The organism is Gordonia sp. GONU, assembly GCF_024733855.1.
Taxonomy (GTDB): Bacteria; Actinomycetota; Actinomycetes; order Mycobacteriales; family Mycobacteriaceae; genus Gordonia; species Gordonia amicalis.
On the sequence record NZ_JANRHB010000034.1, the window covers coordinates 42,999 to 55,652 of the forward strand.

The 12,654-nt window shown below is 66.9% G+C and carries 13 protein-coding genes; 8 read left to right on the top strand and 5 right to left on the bottom strand.

The window, feature by feature from the left end; all coding sequences use genetic code 11:
- The first annotated feature begins 92 nt into the window (after positions 1 to 92).
- Together NWF34_RS21335 and NWF34_RS21340 are read left to right on the top strand one after the other, a co-directional pair.
- Positions 93 to 974 (top strand): NAD(P)-dependent oxidoreductase, encoded by an 882-nt coding sequence (locus tag NWF34_RS21335; RefSeq protein WP_051349652.1) that lies wholly within the window; start codon positions 93 to 95, stop codon positions 972 to 974.
- Positions 971 to 1,726 carry an enoyl-CoA hydratase/isomerase family protein gene (locus tag NWF34_RS21340; RefSeq protein WP_258326019.1) on the top strand — a complete coding sequence of 252 codons (756 nt, stop codon included), beginning with the start codon at positions 971 to 973 and terminating at the stop codon, positions 1,724 to 1,726. Before NWF34_RS21335 ends, NWF34_RS21340 begins: the two co-directional genes overlap by 4 nt.
- A 110-nt stretch (positions 1,727 to 1,836) precedes the next feature.
- Here the strand turns inward: NWF34_RS21340 and NWF34_RS21345 are convergent, their stop codons facing one another.
- The gene (locus NWF34_RS21345; protein WP_024499632.1) at positions 1,837 to 2,055 is read right to left on the bottom strand and encodes a hypothetical protein; all 219 of its coding nucleotides are present in this window, start codon (positions 2,053 to 2,055) and stop codon (positions 1,837 to 1,839) included.
- Between the two features lie 143 nt (positions 2,056 to 2,198).
- Between NWF34_RS21345 and NWF34_RS21350 the strand changes: the two genes are divergently transcribed.
- A complete protein-coding gene (locus tag NWF34_RS21350; RefSeq protein WP_096274702.1) occupies positions 2,199 to 2,840 on the top strand; it encodes a TetR/AcrR family transcriptional regulator C-terminal domain-containing protein in 642 nt (213 codons plus the stop codon).
- Positions 2,840 to 4,522, top strand: a complete 1,683-nt coding sequence (locus NWF34_RS21355; protein ID WP_159405825.1) for an acyl-CoA dehydrogenase family protein — start codon at positions 2,840 to 2,842, stop codon at positions 4,520 to 4,522. The genes NWF34_RS21350 and NWF34_RS21355 overlap by 1 nt, the downstream gene beginning before the upstream one ends.
- Before the next feature lie 19 nt (positions 4,523 to 4,541).
- Here the strand turns inward: NWF34_RS21355 and NWF34_RS21360 are convergent, their stop codons facing one another.
- On the bottom strand, positions 4,542 to 5,453 hold the full coding sequence (locus NWF34_RS21360; RefSeq protein WP_024499629.1) for a LysR family transcriptional regulator: 912 nt from the start codon (positions 5,451 to 5,453) through the stop codon (positions 4,542 to 4,544).
- A gap of 331 nt (positions 5,454 to 5,784) precedes the next feature.
- Here NWF34_RS21360 and NWF34_RS21365 point away from each other — a divergent pair, with 331 nt between their 5' ends.
- Complete coding sequence (locus NWF34_RS21365; protein WP_035760776.1) at positions 5,785 to 6,954, top strand: diguanylate cyclase; 1,170 nt, start codon at positions 5,785 to 5,787, stop codon at positions 6,952 to 6,954.
- Here NWF34_RS21365 and NWF34_RS21370 read toward each other — a convergent pair.
- Entirely contained in the window at positions 6,932 to 8,296 is a 1,365-nt protein-coding gene (locus tag NWF34_RS21370; RefSeq protein WP_159405772.1) for an FAD-binding oxidoreductase, read from the bottom strand. The genes NWF34_RS21365 and NWF34_RS21370 overlap by 23 nt on opposite strands.
- Positions 8,297 to 8,383: 87 nt before the next feature.
- On the opposite strand from NWF34_RS21370, the gene NWF34_RS21375 reads away from it, so the two are divergent.
- Positions 8,384 to 8,809 (top strand): nitroreductase/quinone reductase family protein, encoded by a 426-nt coding sequence (locus NWF34_RS21375; protein WP_024499626.1) that lies wholly within the window; start codon positions 8,384 to 8,386, stop codon positions 8,807 to 8,809.
- A 72-nt stretch (positions 8,810 to 8,881) separates the two neighbouring features.
- Complete coding sequence (locus NWF34_RS21380; protein ID WP_024499625.1) at positions 8,882 to 9,826, top strand: serine/threonine-protein kinase; 945 nt, start codon at positions 8,882 to 8,884, stop codon at positions 9,824 to 9,826.
- 14 nt (positions 9,827 to 9,840) lie between these two features.
- Here the strand turns inward: NWF34_RS21380 and NWF34_RS21385 are convergent, their stop codons facing one another.
- Positions 9,841 to 10,968: an amidohydrolase gene (locus NWF34_RS21385; RefSeq protein ID WP_024499624.1), complete on the bottom strand. Its 1,128-nt coding sequence runs from the start codon at positions 10,966 to 10,968 to the stop codon at positions 9,841 to 9,843.
- A gap of 132 nt (positions 10,969 to 11,100) precedes the next feature.
- On the opposite strand from NWF34_RS21385, the gene NWF34_RS21390 reads away from it, so the two are divergent.
- Positions 11,101 to 12,252 (top strand): FAD-binding oxidoreductase, encoded by a 1,152-nt coding sequence (locus NWF34_RS21390; protein WP_024499623.1) that lies wholly within the window; start codon positions 11,101 to 11,103, stop codon positions 12,250 to 12,252.
- On the opposite strand, the gene NWF34_RS21395 is transcribed toward NWF34_RS21390, so the two are convergent.
- The gene (locus tag NWF34_RS21395) at positions 12,246 to 12,479 is read right to left on the bottom strand and encodes a hypothetical protein (RefSeq protein ID WP_309148655.1); all 234 of its coding nucleotides are present in this window, start codon (positions 12,477 to 12,479) and stop codon (positions 12,246 to 12,248) included. The genes NWF34_RS21390 and NWF34_RS21395 overlap by 7 nt on opposite strands.
- Positions 12,480 to 12,654 lie beyond the last annotated feature (175 nt).

Genomic DNA, 12,654 nt, shown 5'->3' on the forward strand with positions numbered 1-12,654 from the left:
CGGAGCACTCGCGCCCGGGGAACCCTCCGGGCCGGATCTTCTCGTGTAGTTCCTGGAATACATTGAGAATCACCACTTTCCATCGCGCCTGAATGTGGCGCCCCTTCGTGAAAGGACCAGTCGTGCAGACTGAACCCGAGGACAGATCGCTGGAAGGCCGCACCCTGATCATGTCAGGCGGCAGCCGAGGCATCGGCGAGGCGATCGCAATCCAGGCGGCCCGTCGAGGAGCCAACATTGCCCTGATCGCGAAAACGACCGAGCCGCACCCGAAGCTGCCCGGCACCATCTACACCGCGGCTGCTGCGATCGAGTCGGCCGGCGGCAAGGCGCTGCCACTTGTCGGTGACATCAGGGACGACGAGTCGGTGGCCGACGCCGTCGCGCGCACGGTCGAACAATTCGGTGGCATCGACATCGTCGTGAACAACGCCAGCGCGCTCGATCTGACACCGACTGCAGATATCAGCATGAAGAAGTACGACCTCATGCAAGACATCAACGCGCGCGGCGCCTTTCTCCTGACGAAGACCGCCATCCCGCATCTACGGCGATCGGCCAACCCGCACGTCCTGACCCTGTCGCCGCCGCTCAACCTCGAACCGAAATGGTTCGCGGATATAGGGACTGCGTACACGATCTCGAAATTCTCGATGTCCCTCGTAACCATCGGACTTGCCGCCGAGCTCGCCGGCGACGGTATCGCCGTGAATTCCCTGTGGCCGCGAACGACCATCAACACGGCAGCGGTTCGCAACATCTTGAGTGAGGAACTCGTCGCGCGTAGCCGAACGCCGGACATCATGGCCGATGCAGCGATCAGCATCATCACCAAGCCCTCCGACCTCGTCACCGGACAGTGCTTCATCGATGACGAGGTCCTGGCCGGTGACGGTGTGACCGATTTCTCGGGCTATCGAGTCGTACCGGGCGACGTGGAGCTGGAACTGGACTTCTGGATGGAGTGGGCATGAGTTCGGTCATCTTCCGAGTGGACGAACGAGGTGTTGCGTCCATCGAACTCAACCGGCCATCCGCGGGCAATGCACTCGATCTCGAGGTCGCCGACGGCCTCGCCCAGGCGATCACGTCGATCCGCGAGAATGCCGACGTACGGGTCATCCGTCTGTCTTCGACCGGAAAGATCTTCTGCGCGGGCGGCGACGTACGGGCAATGGCGGCGGCGTCGGACCGCCCGCGGTTCCTCGCCGACCTCGCGGGGTCCATACACCGTTCACTCATCGCACTCGACGAGCTGCCCGTCCCGATAGTCGCCGCAATCCAGGGACCGGTTGCGGGCGCCGGGCTCGGCCTTCTACTTGCAGCCGACTACGTGGCCGCCACTCCCGCCAGCTCTTACGTAGCTGCGTACTCGACGATCGGGTTGTCACCGGATTGCGGGGTGTCGATCGGCCTCCCCCGCGTGATCGGCATGCGGCGGGCGCTTCAGATGCTCGTTCTCAACGAACGTATCGATGCGTCGACCGCACTCGCGTGGGGCCTCGTGGATACGGTCGTGGAGCTGGACGAACTCGCCTCCGACGTCGACGGTGTTGTGTCCCTGCTTCTCGATCGGCAGACGTCGGCTGTCGGCCAGGCACGGAGGCTCGTTCGAGCGTCCTACCAGCGGGATTTTGCCGAGCACCTCGACGATGAAGCCCTGACCATCACCCGTCTGGGCGGTACCGAAGAAGTGGGCGCCTTGCTCTCTTCCCGTTCGAAGTGACCGCCTGGAAGCGGTCCTGTCCGGGCTGGTGACCGGCCGCGCTTCCGGCTGATCGTCGGCTCACCGCGTCGTCGACGTCGCAGACTGCGCGGTCGACGTACTGGACACGTTCAGCCTCGACAGCCGTCGACGTCTTCGATGCCGCGATACTGCCACAGGTCCGACCCACGCACGGAGGTTGCGGCGATCTTGATGATCGCGTTGGTGGGCTGCTGGATCGTCGGGTTCTCTCGTTCGTCCATCCGGATCTTCCCAGGGTCGTCCATGATCACGCCGAGCAGTTTCTTCCACTTCAGCCCGCCGTCCGCGGCGGGGCGGTCCGTACTCATCGACGCAGGCGACTTCGTCAGGGCGGGTTCCCAACGACTTGGGAGCGAAACCCGCTGACCCGTCGGCGATCAGCCCTTGCCGTCGCCCTCGTGGGTGTTTATTGTTTGTCATACAAACATCTACTTCGACCAGGCAGGATGCTGTGGCGACCTCCGGACGCGCTAGCCGGGAAGCGGGCAAGGCGACCCGCCAGACCCTGCTGCGTGCCGCTGCCGAGGTCTTCGCCGAACAGGGGGAGACGGCATCGGTCGCCCAGATCTGTCAGCGAGCCGACGCCTACCCGAACCAGGTGACGTACTACTTCGGTTCCAAGGAACAGCTGTTCGTCGAGGTCGCCTGCGTCGGCGTGCTGCGCGCCGGGCGTCGAGCCGAGGAAGCCGCCGCCGGAACGACGACCGTTCGCGACTACACCAACACGCTCGTCGGCACCTTGCTCGGCCCCTGCGCGCGGGACGTCGAATTGTTCACCACCGCCATGCTGCTGACGGCGCGTCGGACCGACCTGCGCGAGCACATCACCGACACGCTGCGCACGCTCCACGAACGCGGCGAACAGGCGCTGATGTCGACGCTCGTGCGCACCGGCTGGAAGCTGCGCGCGGGGATCGACGTCGAGGCGAAGGCGTTCTGGTCCGCGATCTTCGGTCTCGCAGTCCAGAAGGCCGCCACCGGAGCCGATTTCGGCTATCGGCTCGAGGACGCGGTCGCGGTGATCTTCACGAACCTGCAGATCCCGGACCGGGTTCTGGATCGGCCACTCGTACCCACGTCCCAGGAGGCATGATGTCCCAGTCCGCAACGCACATCCATCCGCAACCCCACCTCACCCACGAGGTGTTCAACCAGTCCGCGCCGCGGGTGGACGTCAACGAATACGAACTCGACACCGTCCTGACCGAGGCGGTCGCCCGCCACGACGGCGCCTGGGGCGACGCCGAGCTCCGCGAGATCGGTGCGCTCGTCGGCAGCGAATCCTTCAAGCACGACGCCCATCTCGCCAACACCGTCACCCCCGTACTGCGGACGTTCGATCGCTGGGGCCACCGCATCGACGAGGTCGAGTACCACCCGGCATATCACCGGATCATCTCCGCCTCCATCGCGCACGGTGCCCATACCCGTTGCTGGGCCGACCCGCAGCCCGGGTCGCACGTCGTCCGCGCGGCGGCCTTCATGCTGTTCGGTCAGATCGAACCGGGCCACGCCTGTCCGGTGTCGATGACCCATGCGGTCATCCCCTCGCTCGAACTCCAGCCCGACGTCGCCGCGAGCTGGGTGCCGAAGGCGTTGTCCCGCAGCTACTCCCCCGATCTGAGCGCCACCAAGGAGTCGGCGATATTCGGTATGTCGATGACGGAGAAGCAAGGTGGCTCCGACGTCCGCGCCAACACCACGGTCGCCGTCCCCGCCGGGACCGGCGGACAGGGCGCCGAGTACCTCCTCACCGGGCACAAGTGGTTCTGTTCGGCGCCGATGTCCGACGCATTCCTCGTCCTCGCCCAAGCGCAAGGCGCTGGCGGCGAGGGACTTTCGTGCTTCCTTCTCCCACGGATACTGCCCGACGGGACCCGCAACGTCTTCCGCATCCAGCGACTCAAGGACAAGCTCGGCAACAAGTCCAACGCCTCGAGCGAGATCGAACTCGACGGCACCGTCGCCGTGATGGTCGGCGAACCGGGACGCGGCGTGCGCACGATCATCGAGATGGTCGCGCAGACGCGGCTCGACTGCGTCCTCGGTTCGGCGGCCGGCATGCGGCAGGCGGTCGCCGAGGCCGTGTGGCACGCCCGCCACCGCGCCGCCTTCGGCGCGACGCTGGCCGACCAGCCGGCGATGACCGCCGTATTGGCCGATCTCGCACTGGAATCGGAGGCCGCGACCACCACCGCGATCCGGCTGGCACGCGCCCACGACGAGGATGCCGATCCCCAGGAACGGGCCTTCCGCCGGCTCGCGACCGCCGTCGCCAAGTACTGGATCTGCAAGCGCGGACCCCACCACGCCTACGAGGCGCTGGAATGCCTGGGCGGCAACGGATACACCGAGGACTTCCCGCTCGCCATGCGCTACCGCGAACAGCCGGTGATGGCCGTGTGGGAAGGCTCCGGAAACGTCATCGCCCTCGACGTCCTGCGCGCGATGACCCGCGAACCGGAGTCGGTGGCCGCCTTCGATGCCGAGGTGTCACTCGCCCGCGGCGCCGACCGCACTCTCGACGCCCACCTGGACCGGCTCCGCGACCAGCTCGGCGAACTGTCGCGCCTCGGCCCGGCCGACGCCCAGCGCAGGGCCCGGTCGACCGTCGAGGCGATGGCCCTGGCGCTCGAGGCGTCACTGCTGGTGCGGCACAGTCCGTCCGCCGTCGCCGACGCCTTCATCGCCAGCCGGCTGGGTCCCGACCGCAGCTTCGAGTACGGCGCGCTTGCCGACGGTGCCGACCTCGCCGCGATCCTGGAGCGTCACTGAGGTCCACACCCTTCCGCTCTCACACAACACCTTCCGCCGCGGCCAGGATCTGTCGGCGTAGCGTCGACGCGGTGTTGGGCAGCCACATCGCCCGGACGGGGGCGAGCGGCGGATCGGTGAATTCGATGATGCGGATGGAGTTCGCATAGATCCAGCCGGGTTCGTTGGTGACGAACGCGCAGGCTTTCGGGTGTGCGATCACCGCGGTGTGCGGTGGCGTACCCAGGAGCGTCGACAGGATGATCCGCGGTTCGAATCCCGCACGCCGACACAGTCCGACGAGGATGTCGGTGTACTCGTATTCGTGCTCGGGGCCCCACACGACGATCTCGTAGTCGGCGAGGTCGGCCATGTCGACGTGAGCGTGCGCGGCGAGCGGGTGATCACTGCGCACCGCGAGCCGGAGTTCGTGCTGGGTCGCGATCGTCGTCGCCATGTCCGGGGGCGCCGCCACACCGCGGCCCAGTGCCAGATCGATCGAGCCCGACAGCAACTCGTCTCGCATGAAGTCGGCGAACACCGGGCGCACCGTGATCGGTATCGAGGGGTCGGCGAGGACGACGGGTTCGATGATGCGGAACACCTCCGACGACGCGAGGTCTGGTGCGTGGCCGATGACGAACGGTGCCGGCGACCCGGAATTGACGCGCCTGACCTGGGTGGCGAGCTGTTCGCCACCGGCCAGCAGCGGCACCGCGCCGCGGTAGAGCGCCTCCCCGGCCGGCGTCGGCGTCAGGCTGCGGCGCGACCGGGAGAACAGCTCGACACCCAACTGCCGCTCGAGTTCACGAATCGCCGACGACAACGCCTGCTGGCTGATGAACAGGGTGTCGGCCGCGACGCGAAGGCTCGGAGCTTCCATGACGACGACAAACATTCGGAGTCGACGCAAGTCGATATCGCGGAGTCCGGCGTCCCCAGAACCATTCATCAACCTTCTCCTGTCAGTTATCCAGATTGATGTGATTGTAGGTTGACCTTTGACCCAATATGCTCATTTCTGCATGGCGTCGTATTCAGATGTCAGTCGCGTTTGGGCTACCTGCTGAGGTCCCCCCGCGGAGGGGACGGGAGGACCTCGGCAGGTGCTTCCCACTCATATCTTCCTGCTTTCGCTTCTGCGACCGGGCTTCGGCGAATATTTCTCGCGCTGATGAAGTATCGTTAACGCCCCTCTAGACTTCGCATTGTTCGCCACACCCTCATTTCCGGAGCTCGATCAGGTGGAAGAAACGGTCGGCCGTTCGCCGAGATCCAGACCGTTGAGCGGGCTCGGTGGCGACTCGCTCACCGCTGAGATCGCACGAGGCGGGCAGCTCTACGACGAAACGCATCACGTCCTTCGGCAATTACGACTGCGCGAACGTCATATCCGCTACACCATCGCCGGGCTGGTACTGATCTTCGGCGTCGTGGGGGCACTCGGGCTCTTCACACCGAGTGGTTCGCAGGGGTCGGTATGGCGGTCACTGATCCTCGGCACCGCTGCCGCCACCACCGTTCCCACCGCGATGGCGGTGAGCCGAGTTCATCTGGGCGAGATGTGGTGGACCAAGAAATCACACGTCCGAGGATTCAACAACGTATTCGTCGCCTACGCGGACATCGGAGTGGCGGTGTGTCTGTTCGCCATCGCCGACCCACGTCTCGCGTTGTACTTCTCGGCGCTGTTCGCCGTGGTGGGTTCGTACAGCGCACATTTCGTGCGGGCACGCGTCGTGTATCTCCACATGGCTTTTTCGAGCGCGGTGACATGCACTCTCGGCATTCTCGCGTGGCACGACGGCGTTCCGCCGGTCACCGCGTTCTCCGCGACGCTCGCGCTGCTCGTCGCCGTGAACGGGACCGTCACCCTCCACCACGGTTACACCTCCGATCTCCAGCGGACCCTGAAACATCAGCTGCGGATGGCCAACACCGATCCGCTCACCGGATTGCTGAATCGCCGCGGATTCATCCTGGCGACGTCCACGCTGTTGCGCCGGGGGCAAGGGGATCGGTTCGCACTCCTCATCGCCGACGTCGACCGCTTCAAACGGATCAACGACGACCACGGCCACGGCGTGGGTGATCTCGTACTGCAGCAGGTCGCCGAGATCCTCCAGGGAGCAGTGGACGAGCCGGCGGTCGTCGCCCGGCTCGGTGGGGACGAGTTCGCGATCGCGATGCGGCTCGACGAAGCCGCGGCGCGTGCCGTCGCCGAAGACATCCGGGCTCAACCGATCGATACCGAGGACGGCGAGTGGGCGACCGTGAGTCTGGGTATCGCGGTGGGTCCGCTGGACCGCGACCAGATGTCCGACGTGGATGCAACCGCACGGATTCGACGCGACCTCGCCCTCGCCGACGATGCCCTGTTCTCGGCCAAGGCGAAGCGCCGCGGCAGCTATGCCGTCGTGCTGACCACGTCTACAGGATCACGCCCGGATTGAGGAGCCCCTCCGGGTCGAGGGCGTTCTTGATGAGCGCGGTCAGCTCCATCACGTCCGGTCCCACCTGGTCGGGCAGCCAGCCCTTCTTGAGGCGCCCCACGCCGTGCTCGCCGGTGATGGTGCCACCGAGTTCGATGGCGAGGTCCATGATATGACCGAACGCGGTCTGCGCACGGCCGGCCTCGGCGGCGTCGGTCGGGTCGAAGACGATCAACGGGTGGGTGTTCCCGTCGCCGGCGTGCGCGATCACCGAGATCATCACCTGATTGTCCGCGGCGATCTTGGCGACGCCGTCGATGAGATCGGGCAACGACGGCAACGGCACGCCGACGTCCTCGAGGAGCAGCGACCCGAGCTTCTCCACGGCCGGGATGGCCGCGCGCCGGGCGGCGGTGAACGCCTCCCCCTCGGTGGGATCGTCGGTGGCGAAGACCTCACCGGCGCCGTTCGTCTCGAAGGCGTTCCGGATGAGTTCGACCTCCTGGGCGCCGGCCGCCCCGGGTGCGTCGGACTGGGCGACGAGCAGCGCGCCGGCGTCGCGGTCGAGCCCCATGCGCAGCATGTCCTCGACCGCGTTGATGGCCACCGAATCCATGAATTCGAGCATCGCCGGACGGATCTCGCCGGTGACGGCGAGGACGGCACGGCTCGCGTCGTGGACCGAGTCGAAGATCCCGACGACCGTGCTCGCCGGCCCCTGGGGTGGCAGCAGCCGCAGGGTCACCTCGGTGATGATCCCGAGGAGTCCCTCGCTGCCGACGAAGAGTTTGGTCAGCGGGAGGCCTGCCGAGTCCTTGAGCTGTTTGCCGCCCACTCGCACCGCGCGGCCGTCGGCCAGCACCACCTGCAGGCCCAGGACGTAGTCGGTGGTCACCCCGTACTTCACGCAGCACAGTCCGCCGGCGTTGGTGGCGACGTTGCCGCCGATCGAGCAGATCTCGAACGACGACGGGTCCGGCGGGTACCAGAGACCCTCGGCCGCCGCCGCGGCCTTGACCTCCGAGTTGAACAGCCCGGGCTGCACGACGGCGGTCCGCGTCGCCGGGTCCACCGCGATCTCGCGCATCTTCTCGGTGGAGAGCATGATGGCGCCGTCCACCGCGGTCGAGCCACCCGAGAGGCTGGTGCCGGCACCCCTCGTGATGATCGGCACCCGGTTCTCGTGACACCAGCGAACCGTCGTCTGAACGTCTTCGGTCGAGGTCGGGCGGACGAGTGCGAGCGGGGTGCCCGCGGTCGGGTCCAGGGCACGGTCCTGGCGATACCCGGCAAGGATGTCGGGGTCGGTGATCACCATCCCATCGGGCAGCGCGGCGGCCAACGAACTCGTATCGGCACTCATACGTTCAGCGTATTCTTCGCCGCCCGGACCGCGGTTTCACTTTGACACACCGGCCGGTCGTCGCCGGGAAGGCGTATCAATGAGATCGTGAACGACTTCAACACCACCATCATCAACGAGTTCCGCACCAACAACGGACATGTCGAGACCGCAGGGTTCGGGAAGAACCTCGTCCTGCTGCACACCGTCGGCGCCAAATCCGGTGAGCCGCGGATCAGCCCGCTGTTCGGTCTCGCCGACGACGGCTCCTGGCTGGTCATCGGGTCCTTCGCGGGTTCCCCGACGACGCCGGCGTGGGTGCACAACCTGAGGGCCCACCCCGACTCGGTTGCCGTCGAGGCCCCCGCCGTCGACGGCATCGAGCGTCACGACACGCAGGTCACCGAGATCACCGACGACGACTGGGATGAGGCCTGGGCGAAGTTCACCTCGTTCACCGATCAGTTCGTCAAGTACACCGAGACCGCACAGGGCCGAAGGTTCCCGATCTTCCGCCTGACGCCGACGGCCTGACCGCGAGCCCGGGTCCCGACACCCCGATCGTCGCACCGCTCCGACCGGTCGTCGTCGCCTTACGCTGACAAGGTGTTCGAGGTTGGCGAATGCGTGGCCGGCTTCACCATCGACGAGTTCCTCGGCGGGGGTGCGAGTGCCGACGTCTTCCGTGCCCATCGCGACGACGGCAACGGGCCCGTCGCGCTCAAGGTGCTGCACCCGAACGCCTCCGACCACGGCCGGGTCCGCGAACGGTTCGAGCGGGAGTTCGGGATCGCCTCGCTGCTCGACCACCCGCACATCGTGCGGATTCGCGCGCACGGCGAGATCGCCGCGCCGCCCGGGTCTCTCGGCCCCCACCACCTACCGTCGATGTGGCTGGCGATGCAGTACGCGCCCGGCCCGTCAGCCACTGCACTCATCCCCGGTCGCACCGACGAACCCCACGTCGACACGATCCTTCGGGTCGCCGCACAGATCGCCGATGCCCTCGACTACGCCCACCGCCAGGAGATCCTCCACCGCGACGTCAAACCAGCCAACATCCTGCTGTCCCGACCGGTCAGCCCCGACGGCGACACCCCCACACCGGTCGACGCCTATCTCTCCGATTTCGGGATCGCCCAGTTCCTCGACGACACGAGGCCGCTCGCCCGGAACGGGCGGGTGCAGGGTTCCATCGGGTACGCCTCACCGGAACTGCTTCAGGCACAACGTCTCTCGCCGGCCAGCGACAACTACTCCTTCGCGTGCAGCCTCGTCGAGATGTTCACCGGCGAACCGCCGTACCCTCGACACACGTCGTTCGCGATCACCTACGCACACATCAACGACGAGCCGCCACGCCTCACCCGACGCCGGCCGTGGCTGCCGTCGGCGATGAACTCCATCTTCGCCAAGGCGCTCGCCAAGGCGCCGCAGGACCGCTATCCGACGTGTACCGAACTGGTCGACATACTGGTCCGCCTCATGCGCGACGTGCCCGTGCCCGAACCGACCCGCTCACGAAGGTGGGGGCGTCCGCGTAATCCGTGACGGGATTCGACACGTCACGCGTCGTCGAGCTTGTAGACCCGGACCGCGGTGTCGCGGAAGATCCGTCGCAGGGCCTCGTCTCCCCATTGCGACGCGCAGTCGACGAGCGCTCCGACGAGTACGTCGATCGCGGCGTTGGGCCGGTCGATCGGGTAGTTGGACCCGAACATGACGCGATCGGTACCGAAGTGGTTCACGACGTGTTCGACGAACGGACAGATCATCTCGCCGAGTGTCGTCTGCCCGCCGATGTTGCCCCACCGTTCGTGGCCGTAACCGAGGACCGGCATCGCGAGACCGGAGAGTTTCACCACCACATTGCGATACGACGCCAGGGTGGTGATGCGTTCCCGCCACAGCCGCCAGATGTCCGCGCGCGCGGCGGCCGTCGCGCCCGTACGAGTCCCGATCGGGCCGAAGACCCCGGCCGGCATCCCGAAATGATCGAGCACGATGGTCGTGTCCGGATACTCCCTCGCCAGCACGATGACGTCGTAGAGCTGATGGGAGTAGACCGCCGCCTCGAAGACGAGCTTGCGCCCCGCGAGCTCGGCGAAGCCGTCGAGGAAGGAGGTCGACGACAGGATGTTGTCGGCGTCGCCACCGTCGCGGACGCGCGGATCGGGGTGACGCGTCGCCACCAGCCGGACGCCCCGGACCCGCGGTGAGATGGTGAGCTGCTGATCGAGTGTCTCGGCGAAGTCGTGGTCCCGTGGATCACCGTGGGCGACGATCGCCCCGAGACGGGGAGCCCCGGCCTGACCGAACGGGAGGTTCTCCAGGTAGCGCGTCTCCTCCACCGCGGTGCTGTGGGCGGACGCCTGTTCCCCTGCGGGTAACGCCTTGCGCCAGTGCGACTCGACGTGCACGACGGTGTCGATGGGCACACCGACGACCGTCGGCACGAGTGCGGCATCGGTGGCGTACTGCCGCGGCTCGTAGGGTCGCGCGACTGTCCGCGGGGTCAGTACGAACTCGCGGTCGGCGCGCGAGGCGACGAGCGGAAACACCCGGTCCCCCAATCGGGGGACGAACCCGTACAGGCGCGACGAACGGGTTGCCGCCCAGGGAGTGCGCCGCGGATTCCAGTGCTGCACATGCGCGTCGACGATGGCCGGGAGGACACCGTCGAGGGACGTCATGCTGGTACCTTGCCACACCGGATCACAGTCCGACATACGATGACGGATCCTTAATTCTGTCGGGTCGAGAGGCTAGTGTTGGGTCTCTTGGAAGAGGCGGGGACGAACGCCGACGGAGGTTGTCCAGAGAGAATGGCGAGCCACTCACGCCACACGTTGCATCAGCTGCGAACAGCGGTGAACCGGCAGCCCGACCGGTTCGCGACCAACGTCTTCACCCGGATGTTCGCGATCGACCCCGACCTCCGGGACCTGTTCGGCGTCTCGATGGCCGCCCAGCAGATCGCCTTCCATCGCGTGATCGATCACGTCCTCGAAGCCATCCCGGCAGAATCCGGCCACGCCGACCTCGTCGAGTTCCTCGCCCAGCTCGGTCGCGACCATCGCAAGTTCGGCGTCGAACCCGAGCACTACCACGTGATGTACGCAGCGCTCATGGGCGAGTTCGCCAGTCTGATGGAGGGGTACTGGGACTCCGAGGCCCAGCAGACGGTCTCCCAGGCGATGATGCTCGTCACCGGCGTGATGCGTGGGGCGGCCGAAACCGCCACCCATCCGGCGCGGTGGACGGCGGAGGTCGTCGAGAAGTACCGCATCAGCCGCGACCTCGCCGTCGTACGGCTCATCGCGCACGCGCCGCTGACGTTCATCGCCGGCCAGTACCTCGAGGTCCACATCCCGCAGTGGCCGAAGCAGTGGCGCAACTTCTCGCCGTCGATCCCCCCGAATCCGGCCGGTGAGCTGGAGTTCCACGTACGGGCGATCCACGGTGGGACGGTCAGTTCGGCGATCGTCAGCGAGACCGCCGTCGGGGATGTCTGGACGCTGTCCCAGAGTCACGGCACATTGCACGTCGACCGGGATCAGCCCGTGCTGATGGTCGCCGGCGGTACCGGCCTCGCCCCGCTGCGTGCGCTGCTCATCGAGATGTCCAAGCGCGCGGACTCGCCGCCGACCCACATCTTCTACGGCATGCGCCATCCCGGCGAGCTCTACGACCTCAGTGTGCTGCGGCGGATCGCCGCCACCAATCCGTGGTTGCAGGTCACCGCGGTCTCGGAGGAAGAACGCGACCCGTGGTGGATCAGGGCGGTGGCGACGCCGGCCGAACTCGGGATCGAACACCGCATCGGCACCCTCGCCGACGTGGTCGTCGGCGCCGGGAACTGGGAAGACCATCAGGTGCTGATCGCGGGGTCGGCGCAGATGATCGAGGCGACCCGGCGACAGCTGATCATCGCCGGGGTGCGGGCGAGCCGCATCCAGCACGACCCCGTCTACTGACCCCGGGGCGCTAATTCTCCCGGCGCCGGCACCTCGATGGTGGTCGTCTCCGTCTCTGTGATCGTGGCAGCCGACACCTCTTCGGTCACCGTGGTCGTCCGGGTGACCGGACGCGGCGTGCTGGTGACCGTCGTGGTGCGGGCCTGCGGCGTCTCGGTCTCGGTCTCGGTGACCGTCGTCGCGTCGGCGGTGACGGTCACCGCCGCAGGGGTCTCGGTGACCGTCACCGGAACAGCGTCGGGGGTAGCCCGCCGGAGCGCACACTATGCGCGGAATGCGTCGGACGGAGCTGGCCGTCCCGAGAAGATCAGAGGGCCGTAGGCAAGCCGCAGGCCCGCCAGGATTTCCTCGAGGGGCAAGTCGTTGTAGACGCCGCGTTCGTGCACGTACTCCATGTGCGCG